The following is a 20,672-nucleotide window of genomic DNA, read 5'->3' on the forward strand; positions in this document are numbered from 1 at the left end:
TTGCACTGATGTTTACCTCGTGCTATACTGATAGGGAACAACTACACAAGGAGAATTGTGATGAAAAAGATCCCATCTCAAACTGAGAAAAAAATGATTTATGGTATCCGTTCCTTGAAGAACGGAACTGGTTCTATCCTTATTGGTGCCAGCCTTGTCTTGCTTTCTGCAGCAATGCCAACTATTTCGGCCAACGAGAACCTTCCTCAAACTCAGGAAAATACCAGCATTGTGACCAAGGCCCCTACTGAGACTGAAACGAGTCAAACTCAAAAGGAAACGCCTATTTCTGAACAAAAGAATGCAAACGCTTCCCTGGACGCTAAAAAAGAAGCTCCATCTGTGGAAACTACTACCGCACCAGAAACACCTAAAACAGAAAATGCTACTACAAGCCAAGCTAACAGCAAGGAAGAGAAAGTAAATGCCAGCACTTCGACGCCAACATCAGATCAAAAACCACAAGCTGACACATCTTCTGAAGAACCCATCGCAGACAACCACTTCCGCATCCATGTAAAAAAACTCCCTGAAGAAAACAAAGATTCTCAAGGTCTTTGGACTTGGGACGATGTTGAAAAACCGTCTGAAAACTGGCCCAATGGAGCCAAGTCCTTTAAGGATGCCAAGAAAGATGACTACGGTTATTACCTAGATGTCAAACTCAAAAATGTGCAAGCCAAGAAAGTCAGCTTCCTCATCAACAATACCAAGGGGGATAACCTGACGGGAGATCGTTCGGTAGAACGCCTCTCTCCAAAAATGAATGAGGCCTGGCTAGATGAAAACTACAAGGTATACAACTACCGCCCTCAACCAGCAGGAACTATTCGTGTCAACTACTACCGCACCGATGGCAACTATGACAAAAAATCTCTTTGGTATTGGGGCGATGTTAAAAACCCAAGCAGCGGAGAATGGCCTGACGGTACTGACTTTACCGCAACTGGAAAATATGGCCGTTACATTGATATCCCACTCAATGAAGCTGCGAGAGAATTTGGATTTTTATTACTAGACGAAAGCAAGAAAGGCGATGATGTGAAAATCAGAAAAGAGGATTATAAATTCACTGATCTAAAAAATCACAGTCAGATTTTCCTCAAGGATGATGACGAAACCATCTACACCAACCCCTACTACGTTCACGATATCCGTATGACTGGTGCCCAACACGTGGCTAAATCTCGTATCGAAAGCAGTTTTTCTACCCTCGTTGGAGCTAAGAAAGACGACATCCTCAAGCACTCCAGCATCACTGATTACCAAGGGAATAAAGTAGCTATCACAGACGTGGAAGTGGATGAGGCAGGTAAAAAAGTGACCTACATCGGCAACTTCTCTGACACCCAACACCCGTACACTGTCAGCTACAATTCAGACCGCTTTACCACACGTTCAAGCTGGCGCCTCAAGGATGAGTCCTACAGTTATGATGGTCCACTCGGCGCAACTCTAAAAGAAGATGGCAAGCGTGTTGACCTCACCCTCTGGTCTCCAAGTGCTGATAAGGTTTCCGTTGTTGTCTATGACAAGAAAGACCCTGAAAAAGTAGTTGGAACTGTCGCCCTTGAAAAAGGAGAAAAAGGAACCTGGCAACAAACTCTGGGTGCAAACTCTGGTCTCGGTATCAGCAACTACACTGGCTATTACTACCACTACCAAATCGAGCGCCAAGGTAAAACTGTCCTCGTTCTTGACCCTTATGCCAAATCATTAGCGGCTTGGAACAGTGACCTAGCAAAAACAGATGCCGCTCATAAGGTCGCTAAAGCTGCCTTTGTCGATCCAGCGAAGTTAGGTCCGCAAGACTTGACCTATGGAAAGATTCGTAACTTCAAATCACGTGAAGATGCCGTTATCTATGAAGCTCATGTACGTGACTTCACTTCGGATCCTGCCATCGCAAAAGACTTGACCAAGCCATTTGGTACCTTTGAAGCCTTTATCGAAAAACTGGACTATCTCAAAGACTTGGGTGTGACCCACATCCAGCTCCTTCCAGTCTTGTCTTACTACTTTGTCAATGAATTGAAGAACCAAGAACGTTTATCTGCCTACGCTTCAAGCAACAGTAATTACAACTGGGGATATGACCCTCAAAACTACTTCTCCTTGACTGGTATGTACTCAAGCGATCCTAAGGATCCAGAAAAACGAATTGCCGAATTCAAAAATCTCATCAACGAAATCCACAAACGTGGCATGGGGGCTATCTTGGATGTGGTCTACAACCATACTGCCAATGTTGACATTTTTGAGGATATTGAGCCAAACTACTATCACTTTATGGACGCAGACGGAACTCCACGTACTAGCTTTGGTGGCGGTCGTTTGGGAACTACCCACTACATGTCTAAACGTGTCTTGGTAGACTCTATCAAGTATCTGGTTGAAACTTACAAAGTAGATGGTTTCCGCTTTGATATGATGGGTGACCACGATGCGGCTTCTATCGAAGAAGCGTACAAAGCTGCACGCGCCCTCAATCCAAATCTTATCATGCTAGGTGAAGGCTGGAGAACCTATACTGGTGATGAAAATACGCCTGTACAACCTGCTGACCAAGATTGGATGAAGAAAACAGATACTGTCGCTGTCTTTTCAGACGACATCCGTAACAACCTCAAGTCTGGCTATCCAAACGAAGGTCAACCTGCCTTTATCACAGGTGGCAAACGCGATATCAATACCATCTTTAAAAATCTCATTGCCCAACCAACTAACTTTGAAGCAGACAGTCCTGGAGATGTCATCCAATATATCGCAGCCCATGATAACTTGACCCTCTTTGACATCATTGCCCAGTCTATCAAAAAAGACCCTAGCAAGGCTGAGAACTATGCTGAAATCCATCGCCGTTTGCGACTTGGAAACCTCATGGTCTTGACTGCTCAAGGAACTCCCTTTATCCACTCTGGTCAGGAATACGGACGCACTAAACAATTCCTAGACCCAGCCTACAAGACTCCTGTTCCAGACAATAAGGTTCCAAACAAGTCTCACTTGTTGCGTGATAAGGACGGCAAGCCATTTGTCTATCCTTACTTTATCCATGACTCTTATGACTCTAGTGATGCTGTCAACAAGTTTGATTGGGCCAAAGCAACTGATGGCAAAGCATATCCTGAAAATGTCAAGAGCCGTAACTACATGAAAGGATTGATTGCTCTTCGTCAATCTACAGACGCTTTCCGACTCAAGAGTCTGCAAGATATCAAGGAGCGCGTCCACCTCATTACTGTCCCAGGACAAAATGGCGTTGAAAAAGAAGACGTGGTCATCGGCTACCAAATTACTGCTCCAAACGGTGATGTCTACGCTGTCTTTGTCAATGCGGATGATAAGGCTCGTGAATTTACTCTAGGAACTGCCTTTGCTCACTTGAGAAAGGCTGAAGTCCTCGCAGATGAAAATCAAGCCGGACCAGTAGGAATCGCCAACCCTCAAGGTCTCGAATGGACTGAAAAAGGCTTGAAATTGAACGCTCTCACTGCCGTTGTTCTCCGCTTGTCTCAAGGTGGTGCTATTGTCGCCCCAGCTGTGGAAGAAAAACCAGAATTTGATCTTTCTAGCTTGGAAGTTGAACCAGAACAAGGCCGAGCTCAAAGCCTAGCAGCTAATCCTGAAACTCAAGAAACCGCTGCAGAGACTCTTTCTCAGAAGGTCCTTCCAAACACAGGTACTGAGAACAAATCCCTTCTTGCCCTTGCTGGATTCAGCATCCTTGCCCTTCTCGGACTTGGATGGTTGATAAAGAACAAGAAAAAGAACTAATACTCAATGAAAATCAAAGAATAAACTAGAAAGCTAGCCGCAGGCTGCTCAAAGCACAGCTTTGAGGTTGTAGACAAGGCGAAGCTGATCTGGTTTAAAGAGATTTTCAAAGAATATAAACTAGCCCTCCTATAGAAAAACACCCCATGATTAGAAGACTCTTCTAGTCATGGGGTGTTGTTTTTATCATACACTTATCTATCAAATCATATATTCTACACTATAGGTGGCATCTGATAAGATACGAGCCAGGAACTGCTTGGTTCGTTCTTCTTGTGGACGACTAAAGAAATCGTGGGGATTGTTCTCCTCTACGATACGGCCTCCATCCATGAAAATAACGTGGTTAGCGACATCCCTAGCAAATCCCATTTCATGCGTGACGACCACCATGGTCACACCTTCTCCCGCCAACTGTTTCAGAACATCCAAAACATCTCCAACCAACTCAGGGTCTAGTGCCGATGTTGGTTCATCTAGCAAAATGACCTCGGGCTTGACGGCAATGGCACGCGCAATTCCTATTCGTTGTTGTTGCCCTCCAGATAGTTGTGAAGGGTAGTAGTCTTTGTAGGCCAGTAAACCAACTTTTTCCAAGGCAGATTCTGCACGTTTGAGCGCTTCTTCCTTGGGAACTTTACGAGCTACGATTAGACCTTCTAGAATATTTTCCAGAGCAGTTTTATTTGCAAAAAGATTGTAGTGTTGGAAAACAAAGGCTGTTTTTTGGCGAATTTCTGAAATGTCTTTCTTGCTCAATTTGGCTAAGTCATAGGTCTTTCCTGCCAATGTCAAACGGCCACTATCAGCTTTTTCTAAGTGGTTGAGACAACGGAGAAAGGTCGTTTTCCCCGAACCTGATGGTCCTAAGATAACAACGACATCCCCTTGGTTGACCTGGAGATTGACATCCTCCAGGACCTGCCTCTCACCAAATGTTTTTGCGATATGTTCTACTTGTAACATCCTGTCCTCCTATACAAAACGCGCGCTAGATGTTTTTGCCCTCTTTTCTTTTTTCACATAGCCTTTCTCCAGTAGGGAGAAGCCCCACTGAATCAAACCACAGATCAAAATATACTGCAAAAAGATCACAAAATAAGACTCGAAATACTGGTAACCGTAGGACGCTTCTACACGAGCAATAGCGGTGATGTCCTTGATGGTCATGACAAAGACCAAGGAGGTCCCTTTGACGATATTGATCACCAAATTGGCCAAGTTAGGCAAGGCTGAGCGCAAGGCTTGAGGAAAAACAATCCTTAGATAAGCCTGGGTCGTAGTCAGCCCAATCGCATGCGCCGCCTCTAGTTGTCCCTTGTCCACTGTCAAGATAGCTGAACGCAAAATCTCCGACAAACTCCCGACTGTCATCAAACTATAAATGATAAAGGCATAGTAGAGAGGATCAAGTTTGAAAATATCAAAGTCACTTCCTATGCTTTTGAGAAATTGATTCAGCAGGCTTGGAAACAAACTATAAAAGAAGAGAATCAATAAAATCGGAGGAGTCGCTCGGATAAAGGCCAGATAGACCAGAGAAAAACTCCTCACACCTCGAACCTTGTAAATCTGCCCCAAGGCTAAAAATAGAGCCGGTAAAAAGCTTAAGACCATAGCCACAATCATGATAATCAAGGTGATTGGCACACCCTTCAAGGTCTCCAGAAAGGTCTTTACAATATAGTCTATATCCATTTCTTACCTCCCTTTTGTTTCCAAAGACTTCTCAAGCAAACGACTCAAGCTAGAAATAACCAAGGCAATCCCCCAGTAAAGAAGCGCAACTGCCGTATAGGTTTCCAGAGAGTAGTTCCCTAAATTGCGACTGATCAAGAGATTCCCCGCCCCCATAACATCAACAAAACCAATCGTATAGGCCAAGGCAGCATCCCGCATGAGATTGAGAATAGCGGTCGTTATATTGGGAAGAGCAACTTGAAAAGCTTGGGGAAAAATGATTCTCCAAAAAGTCTGACTTGGAGTCAAACCAATACTAAGCCCGGCCTCTGTCTGCCCCTTTGGAATAGCTTGATAGGCTGCCTTGAAAACCTCGGCAACAATAGCCGCAAACAAGAGAATCATCGTCAGGAGAACAAAAATAGTTTTAGACCAGTTGTTGATATCCAAACCAAGCCACCATTTCAGAAATTCTGGCAAGCCATAAAAGACTAGAAAAAGCAAGACAATCGGCGGTGTACAACGTAGGGTAAAGATATAGCCTTTGGAAATCGCTGCAAAACTCTTGTCTTCTCCTACTTGTGCCCAGGCCAAGAGGCCTCCAAAAAGGGAACCAAGAAGAGTGGTAAAAAAGAGAATGGACAAGGTCATAGGAAGTGCCTGCCATAAGGTCGGTAAAAACTGAAAGACCTTGGAAAAATCATAAGAAACCATGCAAAACCCTTTCTAGTCTTGGAATTTCTGGCCTAGTCTTTGTCTACATAACTAAAGACATCTTCTTTAAAGTATTGCTGAGATAGCTTAGCAAGCGTACCATCTTCTTTCAACTCTTTGATTGCTTTTTCATATTCTTTAGCGAATTTCTCACCCTTTTCATCACGGTGAATCAAGGGATAAGTTGGAATGCCCTTGTATGGGAACCAGCTGAGTTTATCCGCATATTGGTGGTAAGGGCCATCTTCTGCAGTAACTGCTTTTTCAAAGGACAGTTTAATATCAAAGAAGGCGTCATAACGTCCTTCTAAGACCCAGGCATAGGCATCTGCCACTTTAAAGGATTCAGCAGCTGTTAGCTCAATCGGTGCATCCGGATGTTTTTCATTGTAGCTGGTGATAACATTCCATTGAGCATTCTGTGGCGAGATGGGAACCAATTTCCCTTTATTCTTAGCAAAGTCATCAATGGTTTTGTATTTCTGTTCATCTTCTTTTCTGACAGTAAATCCGATGATGCTCGCTCCGACTGGTTCAGATGGAATGACAAACTTTTTAGCTCGTTCTTCTGTGTACCAAGCTCCCTTGGTTCCGATGTCATACTTGCCTGATTCCAGACCAATCAAGAGGTCGTCATCACTGGTGCCCGTATATTCAAATTGATAGTTTGCCAACTTCTCATCAACAGCCTTCAAAACAGCTACTTCATAACCATCTGATTCCCCTTTTTCATTGACAAAGTCATAAGGTACATAGTTTTGTGTATGGGCAACCTTCAAGGTTATAACCTCACCAGACGAAGCCGTTTCTCCCTCCTTGGCTGGAGCGCCAGCTAAACTTCTCCCGATAATCGTTGCCCCAATTACTGCAACAACTGCTACACCACCGATAATCCATGCTTTTTTACTCATCTTTTTCTCCTTTAGTTTTCAAGCGCTTCTCTCACCCACTGGATACGTTCAACTGCGATATCACTTGGAATGGTACAATCTGCTCCAAGTACCAAGCCCTGTTCCCCAGCTTCTGCAACTAGTTTCTTTGCCTCAGCCTGAATGGCATCCTTGCTACCAGTATACAGCAAGCCTGTCTTACCATTTTCGAATCCTCCAAGAACCGTACGTCCCTTGAAAATCTCACGACCTTCCTTGAGAGTGATTCCCTCTGGTCCTACAGCCCAGTTAAAGACTTGGGCTGGATAGTCTGCAAAAAGGTGAATATCATTTCGCGCTCCCTCGTAGCCACAGATATGAAGAACTGTGACGCCACCAACAGCACTAGCTGCTTCCAGAACAGTTATCTCGCTAGGTGCAATGACGGCTTGATAATCTGCTGCCGACACTCGTTGATCTTGGATACTCTGCACGCTGAGGTAGATTCCATCAGCACCAGCCTCTTCGATAACAGCTCGGCTGAGACTCGCAATATCCTCTGCAATCACATCCAACACCTTCTTCAGAGCTTCAGGATCTTCCACCAGGAAGTCCGCGATAAGGTCATCACCACCAGATACTTCCCCCAGTAGCCACTTGAGATAGGTCACAGGAGCAAAAATATTGTAAATCGCAACGATATCTTCTGTAAATTCTTGCTTGATTTTCTTAACCAAGTCAACCTGCTCTTTTATCCAAGCGTGCTCTAGTCCGAGTGGTTGAATGGTTGCCAATTCTTGAAGTGATTTGCCTTTGGCAATCGCTGGATTTGGATAAGCAAAGTAGCCATCACTCATGAGTTTGATAAAGTCTGGCTGAACTTCTCGGATAAAGCGCTTATGGCCCTCGATATTCTTCTCAATAATAGCTGAATTTGAGAAACCGTGTAGCCATTCGTCTTCGGATGTGAAATGGTACCAAAAGCCAACTGGCACACGATCAACCTTTTCACCTCTAAATGCTTTTAAAACCCATTCTTTTTTTTCTGACATTCTTATTCTCCATTTCTTACTTTTTCAACTAATAAACTGCTTGCGATATCATTCGAGCGTAGAAAGGGTAGACTGGACTTGGAAAAATCCTGAACTCCACGACATCTCTCTCCATTTTGGCAGTGCCCATTTTTTACGACGCTTATGGCAACCAAGGCCAGCAAACCGACAACTGCAATGAAGATGCCCCATCTTTTACTTTTCATAGCTCCTCCTTTTAGAGAACAGCTGCCTGCCGAATCCAGTCCAACCTCTCTAAGTCAAAGTCATCTGGAACAGTACAGTCAGCTCCCAGAAGAACGCCTTTACTACCAGCTTCAGCCAACAACCGTCTTGTTTCATTTTGCAATTCCGCCTTGGAACCTTGATAAAGCAAGCTTTTCTTGCCATTTTCAAATCCACCTAAAACGGCCTTACCTCGAAACAACTCCTGACCCTGTGTCAAACTAACATCCTCATGGTGGGTCGCCCAGTTGACCACTTGAGCTGGATAGTCCTTAAATATCGTCACATCATTGCTCGCACCTTCAAAACCACAGATATGGAGGATATTGGTCCCACCAACCTGATTGGCTGCATCCAAAATCGCTATATTGCTCGGTTCGATATAGGTTTGGTAGAGTGCTGGTGTGATGCGCTCATCTTGAATTTCCTGGGTGCTGAGATAAATCCCATCAACTCCACCTTGCTGGATGATTTTCTGAGTTAGGGGAGCAATATCTCCTGCAATCACATCTAGAATCGCTCTGAATTGCTCAGGATTTTCAAGCAATAGATCAGCTACTTCCTTATCACCTCGCGAAGTTTCTGTACGGAACCAGCGCTTGAGGTAAGAGATAGGTGAAAAGATATTGTAGAAAGAAGCAATCTCTTCTGTAAAGGTCTCTCGAATCGCTTGTACCACTTCCACCTGTTGCTGAATCCATGGGTGTTCCTCACCAATCGACTCAATAGAAGTCAGCTCCTGAATGCTTGCAATCTTAGGATTATAGACATTACTTGGATAAAAGAAAAAACCGTCACTCATAATTTTGACAAAATCAGGGCGAATCCTTTCCACATAGTTGCGATGCCCATCAACACTTTTTTGAAAGATACGTGGATTATTTAATCCCTGCCCCTTTTCTTCGAGTGTTACAAAATGAAACCAAAATCCCACAGGAACTCTTTCCACTTCATCGCCTCGAATCGCTCTAAAGACTAAATCTCTTTTACTTGCCATACCTTTCTCCTTCCATTTGGATTGAAACCATCTTACCACTCCTTTTCCCCTTTTCCCAATATATATTGACTATCAACTCGATTGGAAATTTTTATATCTATAAAGAAAAAATCCCTGAAAAGCTTGATGTTACTAACCTTTCAAAGATTCACTTTGTTTTCATCTATTTTTCAAAAAGAAGCTGATATAGATTTTCTATCAAGCCGATTGAATTTTTTTATATCCATCTTCATTCCAAAATTAAGTATATAATTTTATCCTAATACCAAATTACTACTGAAAAATTTCTTTTCTCTCGATATTTCCTTGCACAAATCCCATGAAAACGCTACAATGTTAATAGACTATTATTAGGAGGATCGGATTATGAAAATATCCAAAGTTACTATTACAATTGCTTCTACACTTGCTTCCGTCATTTTACTGACTGGCTGTGGCACAAATTCGGCAAATTCACAGACAACACAAAGTAGTACATCTGACAATCAGGTTACAATGACCTATGATCAGTTGCGTTCAAGAGAAAATACTATGTCAACTCTTTGGTATCAAAAAGCAGCTGAAACCAAGGCACTATACCTACAAGGTTACAATGTCGCTACTGATCGTTTGAAAGAACTACTAAAAACACAGACAGATAAACCCTACTCTATCGTTTTGGACTTGGACGAAACCGTATTAGACAACAGTCCTTATCAAGCGCAAAATGTCAAAGATGGAACAGCATTTACCCCAGAAAACTGGGATGTCTGGGTAAAAAAAGCCGCAGCCAAGGCTGTACCAGGTGCCAAAGACTTTCTCCAATTTGCAGACCAAAACGGTGTCCAAATTTACTATGTATCTGACCGCACGATAGATCAGGTAGATGATACGATCAAAAACCTAGAAAATGAAGGAATTCCTGTACAAAGCCGCGATCATCTCATGTTCTTAGAAAAAGGCGTCAAATCTAAAGAAGGTCGTAGACAAGCAGTCCAAGAAAAAACCAACTTAGTCATGCTACTAGGAGACAATCTTGTGGACTTTGCAGAGTTTTCAAAGACCTCTGAAACTGAGCGCGACCAAAAATTAGAGGAATTACAAAAAGAGTTTGGTGAGAAATTCATCATTTTCCCTAACCCAATGTACGGATCATGGGAAAGCACTGTCTACAATGGTAATAAATTGGATGGCAAGGGTCAAACTGAAGAGCGCCAAAAAAACTTACAAGGTTTTGATAAATAAAATAAGAGATCTATCTACCAGTTTACACCAACCACAAGATATCGTATTTGTGAGAATATCAAAAAAGACGATTTCCAAGCGGAAGTCGCCTTTTTTGCTATTTTATCTTGTACTTGGTATAAACTAGTATATATTCCACTAGATAGTATGCTCTCCCCCTTGTACCACTTCCACCTGTTGCTGAATCCATGGGTGTTCCTCACCAATCGACTCAACTGATTGGATTTTTTTATACCCCCTCTTTCATGGCAAAGTAAGCTCGTACTTTGGGTACCACTTGTGTGCCGAAGAGTTCAATAGCTCTCAGAACTTGACCATGAGGCATGGAACCAAGCGGTAGGTGGAGCATGAAACGGTCTAAGTCTAAATCCTCAATCATGCGAATCAATTTTTCTGCCACCTGGTCTGGATTTCCCACAAACATGGCTCCATTTGGACCAACTTGCTCCAAATATTGCTCATAGGTCAACTCCTGCCAGTGTGGACGGTCCTTAGAAATCGCATCTACCACTTGCTTGGTCGGATGGAAATAATCTTTGACAGCCTGCTCGCCATCTTCAGCAATCCAGCCCCAAGAATGAGCGCCTACTTTCAGGTCTTTATCCGCATGACCGTCTTCCCTACCAATCTCACGATAAGCTTGAATCAGCTTTTTAAAATAACGTGGATTACCACCGATAATGGCATAGACAATCGGCAACCACGCCCGAGCAATCTTCACTGTTGACTCTACATGACCACCTGTCGCCACCCACAATGGCAATTTGTCCTGAACAGGACGAGGATAGACTTCTTTTCCAGCAATGCTTTGGGTCAATTGTCCCTGCCAGTTCACTTTGGTGCTTTCATTTGCCAACTCAAGCAGTTCTAACTTTTCATCAAAGAGAGCTTCGTAGTCTTTCAAGTCATAACCAAACAGTGGGAAAGACTCGGTGAATGAACCACGCCCTGCCATAATCTCTGCCCGTCCATTTGACAAGGCATCGATGGTGGCATATTGTTGGAACAAGCGAATCGGATCCATACTCGAGAGAATGCTGACCGCACTGGTCAAACGGATTTTTTTGGTATTGACTGCCCCAGCTGCAAGAACAATCTCTGGCGCCGATACCGCAAAGTCCTCCCGATGATGCTCCCCAATCCCGTACACATCCAAACCAACCTTATCAGCCAGCTCAATTTCTGCCACCAACTGACGAATGCGTTCATCATGACTGTAAATCTGCCCGGTCGCTTCCAGAGCTGTTGTTTCCCCAAATGTTGAAATTCCCAATTCTACCATCCTGTTTCCTCGCTATCTCTTTTAGTTTTAGGGTATTTTATCACTAATTAGTTTTATTTTCAATAAATTTGCTCATTAGAAAAAGCCTAGATGAACTAGACTTTCTCAGTTTATTCTACTGTTACTGACTTAGCAAGGTTACGTGGTTTGTCCACATCAAGGCCACGGTGAAGTGTTGCAAAGTAAGCGACCAATTGCGTTGGTACGACCATTGAGATTGGTGAAAGGTATGGGTGTACAGTCGTAAGGACGATATCGTCTGTGTCTTTAGCAACATTTTCCTCTGCGATAGTGAGAACCTTGGCACCACGGGCTGCGACCTCTTGGATATTTCCACGAGTGTGGTTAGCAAGGACTGGATCTGACAAGAGGGCCAAGACAGGCGTTCCTTCTTCAATCAAGGCAATGGTTCCATGCTTGAGTTCTCCTGCCGCAAAGCCTTCACATTGGATGTAAGAAATCTCTTTGAGCTTAAGACTGGCTTCCATAGCTACATAGTAGTCTTGACCACGTCCAATGTAAAAGGCATTGCGAGTGGTTTCAAGAAGGTCACGAACCTTGGCATCAATGGTTTCTTTTTCAGAAAGAGTTGATTCGATAGACTGAGCTACGATTGACAACTCATGAACCAGGTCAAAGGCTTGCGCTTTAGCATTGCCGTTTGCTTCTCCGACTGCTTTTGCAAGGAAGGCAAGAGCTGCAATTTGTGCTGTGTAGGCCTTGGTTGATGCCACAGCAATTTCAGGGCCCGCGTGAAGAAGCATAGTATGGTTGGCTTCACGAGAAAGAGTTGAGCCTGGGACGTTTGTCACTGTCAAGCTTGGAATGCCCATTTCATTAGCCTTGACTAAAACCTGACGGCTATCAGCTGTTTCACCAGACTGACTGATAAAGATGAAGAGTGGTTTCTTGCTGAGAAGTGGCATACCGTAGCCCCACTCAGATGAAATTCCAAGTTCAACTGGTGTATCTGTCAACTCTTCCAGCATCTTCTTAGAAGCAAATCCTGCATGGTATGATGTTCCAGCTGCAAGGATGTAGATGCGGTCTGCATCTTGAACAGCCTTGATGATAGCTGGATCTACGACAACTTGACCAGCCTCATCTGTGTAAGCTTGGATCAACTTGCGCATCACCGTTGGTTGCTCATCAATTTCCTTGAGCATGTAGTAAGGGTAAGTTCCCTTACCGATATCTGACAAGTCTAGCTCCGCAGTATAACTAGCACGCTCACGGCGGTTGCCATCATAGTCTTGCACTTCGACGCTATCCGCCTTGACAATTACCAACTCTTGGTCATGGATTTCCATGTATTGGTTGGTCTCACGAATCATAGCCATAGCATCTGAGCAGACCATGTTATAACCTTCCCCAAGACCAATCAAAAGTGGAGATTTGTTCTTAGCGACATAGATGACATCTGGATTTTCAGAGTCAATCAAGGCAAAGGCATAAGAACCACGAATGACGTGAAGGGCTTTTTTGAAGGCTTCAAGAACTGAGAGACCATCTTCTTCTGCAAATTTTCCAATCAAGTGAACGGCGATTTCCGTATCTGTTTGCCCCTTGAAGTGGTGACCTGCAAGGTATTCTTCCTTGATTTCAAGGTAGTTTTCAATGACCCCATTGTGCACTAAGACAAAACGTCCTGTCTCAGAGCGGTGTGGGTGAGCGTTGTCTTCAGTTGGTTTCCCGTGAGTCGCCCAACGAGTATGTCCAATACCAGTTGTTCCCTCAACACCAGCTGTCTTAGCAGACAATTCTGCGATACGACCGACAGCCTTGACTAGATGGTTTTCAGCACCACCTAGGACAAAAATCCCCGCAGAATCATAGCCACGGTATTCGAGCTTTTCAAGCCCTTGAATCAAAATATCAGTTGCATTTGTGTTTCCAACAACACCAACAATTCCACACATAATATATACGACACAGACCAGCTGCGCTTTCTCCTTAAATTGGTATAGTCTGATTTTCGTTTTACAGAACCAGCAAAGACAGTATATACTTGTTTTTCTCACTTGTCAAGGATAAAAATTGGTATAGTTTTTCTATCTGGTATTTTATCAGAATTTCACTTGATACCTGACAAGTCAGCATCAATTACTTATAATAAAAAGAGGAGGTATTTGCCATGTGGTTTTTCTTCGCACTTTTATCGGCTGTCTTTGCAGCCTTAACGTCAATTTTAGCCAAGATTGGGATTGAGGGAGTTCCATCCAATCTAGCAACCGCTATTCGTACAGTCGTCATCATTCTTATGGCCTGGGCCATGGTTTTCTTGACCAATAGTCAGACCGAAATTATCAACATCAGTAAAAAAAGTTGGCTCTTTCTCATCTTATCAGGCTTGGCCACTGGCGCCTCCTGGCTCTGCTACTACAAAGCCCTACAGATGGGCAATGCAACTGAGGTATCTGCTGTCGATAAATTCAGTCTCGTCATTACCCTCGTTCTAGCCTTTTTCTTCCTACAGGATGTCCTGACGTTTAAAACAATTATTGGCTGTATCCTGATTACGATTGGGACCTTGGTGATGATATTGTAATAAAAAGTGAGATGAACACCATCTCACTCTTTTTATTCTTAAAATCCATTATGGTTGCTAAGTTCCTTGAACCAGTGGCCTGATTTTTTTAGACGACGTTCCTGTGTTTCCAAGTCAAGCTCAACCAAACCGTAGCGATTTTTATAGCTGTTGAGCCATGACCAGCAGTCGATAAAGGTCCAAATCAAGTAGCCCTTGCAGTTGGCCCCGTCTTCAATCGCACGGTGGAGTTCACGCAGATGCCCTTTGACAAAATCAATACGATAGTCGTCCTGAATCATGCCATTCTCACAGAACTTGTCTTCCCCTTCAACACCCATGCCATTCTCTGTCAACATCCACTCAATATTACCATAGTTTTCCTTGATATTTTGAGCGATATCATAAATCCCCTGCTCGTAGATTTCCCAACCGCGGTGAGGATTGATTTTACGGCCCGGCATGACGTAAGGTTCGTAGAAATGCTCTGGCAAAAGCGGGCTATCAGGATGTTTAGCAAAACGTGGCGCCATGACACGCAAAGGTTGGTAGTAGTTGACCCCAAGGAAGTCCACAGTATGATCACGAATGAGCTCCAACTCTTCTGCTGTAGAATCCGGCAACAAATCATGCTCTGCTAAAATCTCTACTAACTCTTCTGGATAAGCTCCCAAGACAGACGGGTCTAGGAAAGATTGGGCTTGGAAGAGGTCGGCAATGCGAGCAGCCTTGACATCCGCGGGATGCTGGCTACGTGGGTAAGCTGGTGTCAAGTTAAGGACAATCCCAATCTTAGAATCAGGCAAAATCTCATGACAGGCCTTAACCGCAAGACTGCTAGCCAATTGCGTATGATAAGCAACCTTAACCGCCGCCTTAGCATCTACCTTGTGAGGATAATGGGCATCATAAAAATAACCAAATTCTACGGGGACGATGGGTTCATTGAAGGTAATCCATTGGTCCACCAAGTCACCGTAAGTCTCAAAACAAAAACGAGCATAGTCTTCATAGGCCCTGACGGTTGCCTTATTTTCCCATCCATCCCCATCTTCTTGCAGGGCAAATGGCAGGTCAAAATGATAGAGATTGACTAAAAGACGAATTCCCTTGGCCTTAATGGCTTCAAAGACCTGACGATAAAAAGCCACCCCTTGTGGATTGACCTCTCCACAGCCTTGTGGGAAAATGCGAGACCACTGGATAGAAGTTCGGAAGGCTGTGTGACCAGTCTCTACCAAAAGCTCAATATCCTTTTCCCAGTTCTCATAGAAAGTCGATGTCTTGTCAGGTCCAATCCCATTGTAGTAGCGGTTTGGCTCCACCTGATACCAATAATCCCAGAGATTATCTCCCTTGCCATCACCTGGCACTCGTCCTTCTGTCTGTGGTCCAGAAGTGGAGGAACCCCAGACAAAATCCTTTGGAAATTTTAGCATAGCTTTACCTCTTCATTTACTCATTTCCCCCATTATATAGAAAAAACAAGGTAAAAACTAGTTACATTTTTGCCTTGTTTTTCTTCTGATTATAGTTTTTATTTCTTGCTTAGGATTTCAAGCGTTTCAAGCAAGTTATCTGCATGAACCTCGATGGTGTCACCAGTCGCTTTAATCTTAACTTCTACAATGCCATCGGCTGCTTTCTTCCCAACAGTAATGCGAATTGGCAACCCAATCAAGTCGCTATCGCTGAATTTGACTCCGACACGTTCGTTACGGTCATCTGTCAAGACTTCGTAACCAGCTCCCATCAAGTTGGATTCCAATTTTTCTGTTAAGGCTTGCGCTTCTTCATCTTTGACATTGACAGTGATCAAGTGCACATCAAATGGTGCCAATTCTTTAGGGAAGTTAACTCCCCAAGCATAACGGTATTCACCTTTTGGCGTTTTGTTAACAAAGAGGCGAGCGTGTTGCTCTATAACGGCTGAGAGGAGACGGCTAACACCGATACCGTAACAACCCATGATGATTGGCACAGCACGACCATTTTCATCCAAGACATCTGCTCCCATGCTTGCTGAGTAACGAGTTCCGAGTTTGAAGATGTGCCCAATTTCGATACCACGCGCAAAGTTAAGAACACCTTGTCCGTCTGGGGAAATTTCACCCTCACGAACTTCGCGAATGTCCACATATTCTGCAGTAAAGTCACGACCTGGGTTCACACCTGTCAAGTGATAGCCATCTTCGTTAGCACCTACAACAGCATTGCGAACATCTTGTACCTTACGGTCTGCAATGATTTTCACATTTTCTGGCAAACCAACTGGGCCAAGCGAACCAAAGCCGGCTTGAACAGCACTTGCGACTTCTTCTTCGCTCGCAACATCAAAGAAATCTGCTCCCAAGTGGTTTTTCAACTTAACTTCATTGAGTTGGTCATTTCCAACTAAAAGGGCTGCAACAAGTTCTCCATCTGCCATGTAGAAGAGAGTTTTAATCGTTTGCTCTTCTGGCACGTTAAGGAAGGCTGCCACTTCATCGATGGATTTAACACCTGGAGTTTCGACGCGAGTCACTTCTTCTTCCGCAACGACACGGTTGCTTGATTTGTACTCGTTTGTTGCCATTTCTAAGTTAGCTGCATAGCTAGACTCACTTGAGTAGGCAATGGTGTCTTCACCAGAAACCATCCATTTTAGCAATTCTGCCTTGATTTCTTCTTGCACTTCTGCAGGAATTTCATCAAATGAGGCAACTGACTTATCTAAGACAACCCAGCGGTCGAGGTCTGTACGAGCAGGAGTGATGGCCATAAATTCTTGGCTATCCTTACCACCCATGGCACCACCGTCACCGATGATAGCCTTGAAATCCAAACCACTACGAGTGAAAATTCGTTCATAGGCCGCCTTGTACTCGTCATAAGTCACATCCAAACTATCGTAATTAGCATGGAAACTATAGCCATCTTTCATGATAAATTCACGCGTACGGAGAAGTCCGTTACGTGGACGTTTTTCATCACGGTATTTCGGTTGGATTTGGTAAAGGTTGAGTGGCAATTGCTTGTAAGATTTCACAGAGTCACGAACAATAGCTGTAAAAGTTTCTTCGTGTGTCGGACCTAGGATAAAGTCTGACTTTTCACGATTTTTCAGTTTATAAAGGTCTTCACCATAGGTTTCATAACGACCTGATTCGCGCCAGAGATCGGCACTGAGAAGGGCAGGAGCCAACATTTCCACCGCACCAATCTTATCAAACTCTTGGCGCATGATGTTCTTAGCCTTTTCAATCACACGGTTAGCAAGTGGTAGGTAAGAATAAACACCGGCAGAAACTTGACGAACATAGCCAGCACGCAACATAAGGGCGTGGCTGATAACTTGAGCATCGCTTGGCATTTCGCGAAGCGTAGGGATTAGCATTTTACTTTGTTTCATAATATTCCTCGATTATCTAAAAGAAGAGTCGCATAATGTCATTCCAGGTCACAGCTAGCATCAAGACAACCATGATAACTACACCAGCCATGGTGACATAGGTTTCAATTTCTTGTTTAAGGGGTTTCTGGCGGATAGCCTCTAGGATATTGAGCACAATCTTTCCACCATCCAAAGCCGGGATCGGAATCAAATTAAAAATCCCGATATTGATGGAAATCATAGCTAGGAAGTAGAGGACATTCTCAATTCCATTTTTAGCAGCATCGCTACTTGCCTTAAAAATAGCAACGGGACCACCGAGTTTGTTCAAATCTGGATGGAAAATCAAGTTTTTCAGAGCCGAAAGGATACGAAGTCCTGAGTCAGCTGCAGTTGTAAATCCACCAACAAACATGGATAGAAAGTCTGACTTGACTCCCGGTTGAACCCCAAGAATATAACGTCCTTGATTCTCTTCTGGAGTCACCGTGACTTGTTTTTCGCTACCATTTTCAGAAATGGTCACATCTAAGGTCGGGGCTGTCTTGTCCTTGGTATCTGCTTCAACAGCCTGGGTCAAGTCTTGCCAATTCTTAACCTCATGCGAGCCGACCTTGGTAATTTGGGCGGTTTCAGCCACACCCACCTTAGCCAGAGCACCCTCTGGCATGACATGAAAGAGATTGGTCTGAGTATCTCTAACACCGCCCTGCAAAAAGATCAAGATCCAAAAAACAACAACACCTAAGATAAAGTTATTCATGGGACCTGCAAAGTTGGTGATGAGCTTGCCCCAGATAGAAGCATTTTGATACTGTACATCCAGAGGGGCGATACGTACTTCGGTACCATCTGCCTCAACAACTGTTGCATCGTGATCTACTGCAAAAATCTTTTCTTCTTCCAAGACCAACCCCTTGATAAAGAGCTTGTCTTCAAAGTCAAACTGAGTTACCTGCATAGGAAGAGCCGTTTGATCCAGTTTCTTTCCTGAGAGGTTGATCCGTTTGACCTTACCATCGTCGGCAAGTGTTAAACTGACTGGAGTTCCTGTCTTGATTTCTGTCGCATCATCACCCCAGCCTGCCATACGAACATAGCCTCCTAGAGGAAGGATTCGAATGGTATAAGCAGTGCCATCCTTACCGATATGGGAAAAAATCTTGGGCCCCATACCAATGGCAAATTCACGAACTAAAATGCCTGATTTCTTGGCAAAATAAAAATGTCCAAACTCATGCACCACCACTATAATCCCAAAAACGAGGATAAAGGTTAGCAATCCAATCATTCAAAATTCCTTTCTTTAAAACAGGCCAAATAAGTGCATCATTGGAAACACAACCAACATGCTGTCAAAGCGATCCAACACACCACCATGTCCAGGGATAAATTTTCCAGAATCCTTGACACCGAAATGGCGTTTCATGGCACTCTCAATCAAGTCACCAAACTGGCCTGCCACACTGAAGAAGGCGGCAAAAAGACTCATCCTATAAATTCCATAGGGAAGAGCAACTGTACTGTCCACTAGCATGAAGAGTACTGTTATCAGTACCGCACCTAGAATACCCCCAACAAAGCCCTCAATACTCTTATTAGGAGAAACCCTCGGGGCTAACTTATGCTTACCAAAATTCACCCCCGTCAGATAAGCTGCACTATCTGTCGCCCAAACGATAAAGAGAGCCAGAAGAACCTTATCAAATCCAGCTATACGAGCATCTAGTAAGGCATTGAAACCAAAACCAACATAAAAACTCACAGCAATCGGAAAGACAGCATCTTCAATTGTATAGTTTTTACTGAAAACGGTTGTCCCTAACATTATTGTAATCAAAACACTGTAGGCAACTACATTGCCATCAACCGGCAAAAAAGTTAGGTAATTTTCTAAGGGGATTGTGAGAGCAAAGGTTGCAAGGAGGGTCAAGGTGCCCTCAATGGTCATAGTCTTTAGTCCCTTCATGTGCAGGAGCTCATGAACAGCCAGCATAGCTATCAAGCCAATCCCTATCTGCAACAGGAGCCCGCCAACAAACAAGACGGGAAGGAAGATAAGCAGAGCCAGTCCGGCAAACAGTGTCCTCTCTTGTAAATCCTTGGTCATATTTTCTCCTAAACTCCTCCAAATCGGCGATGACGACGATTATAGGCAAGAATTGCTTCCTGTAAGGCTGCCTCGTCAAAATCAGGCCACAGGGTATCCGTAAAATAGAGCTCACTATAGGCTCCCTGCCATGGAAGGAAATTGCTCAAGCGTAATTCTCCACTGGTACGAATAATCAAGTCCGGATCTCGCACATCCTTAGGTAAATGTTGAGTGAAGAGATAGTTGCCAATCAATTCCTCTGTGATATCACCCGGATTGATTTTCGCATCTAAAACATCCTGAGAAATCAGCTTAACAGCCTGTGTAATCTCAGCACGTCCACCATAGTTAAGAGCAAAATTGAGAATCAAACCCGTATTGTTCTTAGTCAATTCCTCTGCTTTTGCCAAAGCTTCAAAAGTCTGCTTAGGCAAACGGTCTGTCTCCCCAATCATCTGAATCTTAACGTTATTTGCGTGCAATTCAGGGACATAGTTATCATAAAATTCGACTGGCAAGTTCATGATAAACTTGACTTCTTGATCTGGACGCGTCCAATTTTCCGTAGAAAAAGCATAGACCGTAATAACCTTAACGCCCAGTTTGTTGGCCGCCTTGGTCACCTTTTGAAGGGATTCCATCCCTGCCTTGTGTCCGAAAACCCGTGGTTGCATGCGTCTTTTAGCCCAGCGACCATTTCCATCCATGATGATGCCAATATGATTAGGAACCTGTATTGGAACCTCTACTTCTGCAGCTTTATCTTTCTTAAAAAATCCAAACATGATCTTATTCCTATTCAAAAATCTATCGTTTTATTATACCATACTTCCCTATTTTCTTCTATTGCTAAGTTACTA

Annotated in this window: 17 protein-coding genes; 3 read left to right on the forward strand and 14 right to left on the reverse strand. The window is 43.7% G+C overall.

Annotation, left to right across the window (positions count from 1 at the left end; genetic code table 11):
* The first annotated feature begins 60 nt into the window (after positions 1-60).
* Positions 61-3,777, forward strand: a complete 3,717-nt coding sequence (locus ACVX3R_RS07980; RefSeq protein WP_458794818.1) for a pullulanase — start codon at positions 61-63, stop codon at positions 3,775-3,777.
* Between the two features lie 201 nt (positions 3,778-3,978).
* Here ACVX3R_RS07980 and ACVX3R_RS07985 read toward each other — a convergent pair whose 3' ends face one another.
* From ACVX3R_RS07985 to ACVX3R_RS08015, 7 genes are read right to left on the reverse strand one after another with little or no spacing between them, the layout of a single operon-like run.
* Positions 3,979-4,743, reverse strand: coding sequence for an amino acid ABC transporter ATP-binding protein (locus tag ACVX3R_RS07985; RefSeq protein WP_458794819.1), 765 nt, complete (start codon positions 4,741-4,743; stop codon positions 3,979-3,981).
* A 9-nt stretch (positions 4,744-4,752) separates the two neighbouring features.
* Positions 4,753-5,475: an amino acid ABC transporter permease gene (locus tag ACVX3R_RS07990; RefSeq protein WP_084945085.1), complete on the reverse strand. Its 723-nt coding sequence runs from the start codon at positions 5,473-5,475 to the stop codon at positions 4,753-4,755.
* Between the two features lie 3 nt (positions 5,476-5,478).
* Positions 5,479-6,171, reverse strand: a complete 693-nt coding sequence (locus ACVX3R_RS07995; RefSeq protein ID WP_000255460.1) for an amino acid ABC transporter permease — start codon at positions 6,169-6,171, stop codon at positions 5,479-5,481.
* Positions 6,172-6,203: 32 nt separating this feature from the next.
* The gene (locus ACVX3R_RS08000; protein ID WP_458794820.1) at positions 6,204-7,082 is read right to left on the reverse strand and encodes a transporter substrate-binding domain-containing protein; all 879 of its coding nucleotides are present in this window, start codon (positions 7,080-7,082) and stop codon (positions 6,204-6,206) included.
* 11 nt (positions 7,083-7,093) lie between these two features.
* Complete coding sequence (locus tag ACVX3R_RS08005; protein ID WP_458794821.1) at positions 7,094-8,092, reverse strand: uroporphyrinogen decarboxylase family protein; 999 nt, start codon at positions 8,090-8,092, stop codon at positions 7,094-7,096.
* 2 nt (positions 8,093-8,094) lie between these two features.
* Positions 8,095-8,298, reverse strand: coding sequence for a hypothetical protein (locus ACVX3R_RS08010; protein ID WP_125825661.1), 204 nt, complete (start codon positions 8,296-8,298; stop codon positions 8,095-8,097).
* An 11-nt stretch (positions 8,299-8,309) separates the two neighbouring features.
* Positions 8,310-9,314 carry a uroporphyrinogen decarboxylase family protein gene (locus ACVX3R_RS08015; RefSeq protein ID WP_458794822.1) on the reverse strand — a complete coding sequence of 335 codons (1,005 nt, stop codon included), beginning with the start codon at positions 9,312-9,314 and terminating at the stop codon, positions 8,310-8,312.
* Positions 9,315-9,680: 366 nt separating this feature from the next.
* Here ACVX3R_RS08015 and ACVX3R_RS08020 point away from each other — a divergent pair, with 366 nt between their 5' ends.
* Positions 9,681-10,538, forward strand: coding sequence for a 5'-nucleotidase, lipoprotein e(P4) family (locus ACVX3R_RS08020; RefSeq protein WP_458794823.1), 858 nt, complete (start codon positions 9,681-9,683; stop codon positions 10,536-10,538).
* A 229-nt stretch (positions 10,539-10,767) separates the two neighbouring features.
* On the opposite strand, the gene ACVX3R_RS08025 is transcribed toward ACVX3R_RS08020, so the two are convergent.
* Together ACVX3R_RS08025 and glmS are read right to left on the reverse strand one after the other, a co-directional pair.
* Positions 10,768-11,820: an LLM class flavin-dependent oxidoreductase gene (locus ACVX3R_RS08025; protein ID WP_458794824.1), complete on the reverse strand. Its 1,053-nt coding sequence runs from the start codon at positions 11,818-11,820 to the stop codon at positions 10,768-10,770.
* Between the two features lie 110 nt (positions 11,821-11,930).
* A complete protein-coding gene (gene glmS, locus ACVX3R_RS08030; RefSeq protein ID WP_458794825.1) occupies positions 11,931-13,739 on the reverse strand; it encodes a glutamine--fructose-6-phosphate transaminase (isomerizing) in 1,809 nt (602 codons plus the stop codon).
* A 215-nt stretch (positions 13,740-13,954) separates the two neighbouring features.
* Here glmS and ACVX3R_RS08035 point away from each other — a divergent pair, with 215 nt between their 5' ends.
* Positions 13,955-14,368, forward strand: coding sequence for an EamA family transporter (locus ACVX3R_RS08035; protein ID WP_458794826.1), 414 nt, complete (start codon positions 13,955-13,957; stop codon positions 14,366-14,368).
* Positions 14,369-14,406: 38 nt separating this feature from the next.
* On the opposite strand, the gene ACVX3R_RS08040 is transcribed toward ACVX3R_RS08035, so the two are convergent.
* From ACVX3R_RS08040 to ACVX3R_RS08060, 5 genes are all read right to left on the reverse strand, one after another.
* Positions 14,407-15,786, reverse strand: coding sequence for a glycoside hydrolase family 1 protein (locus ACVX3R_RS08040; RefSeq protein ID WP_458794827.1), 1,380 nt, complete (start codon positions 15,784-15,786; stop codon positions 14,407-14,409).
* A 98-nt stretch (positions 15,787-15,884) separates the two neighbouring features.
* A complete protein-coding gene (locus ACVX3R_RS08045; protein ID WP_458794828.1) occupies positions 15,885-17,738 on the reverse strand; it encodes a proline--tRNA ligase in 1,854 nt (617 codons plus the stop codon).
* A 16-nt stretch (positions 17,739-17,754) separates the two neighbouring features.
* Complete coding sequence (gene rseP / locus ACVX3R_RS08050) at positions 17,755-19,011, reverse strand: RIP metalloprotease RseP (RefSeq protein ID WP_458794829.1); 1,257 nt, start codon at positions 19,009-19,011, stop codon at positions 17,755-17,757.
* 15 nt (positions 19,012-19,026) lie between these two features.
* Complete coding sequence (locus ACVX3R_RS08055; RefSeq protein ID WP_458794830.1) at positions 19,027-19,830, reverse strand: phosphatidate cytidylyltransferase; 804 nt, start codon at positions 19,828-19,830, stop codon at positions 19,027-19,029.
* Between the two features lie 8 nt (positions 19,831-19,838).
* Entirely contained in the window at positions 19,839-20,597 is a 759-nt protein-coding gene (locus ACVX3R_RS08060) for an isoprenyl transferase (protein ID WP_458794831.1), read from the reverse strand.
* Between the last annotated feature and the right edge of the window lie 75 nt (positions 20,598-20,672).

The organism is Streptococcus sp. 517s, from assembly GCF_054445985.1.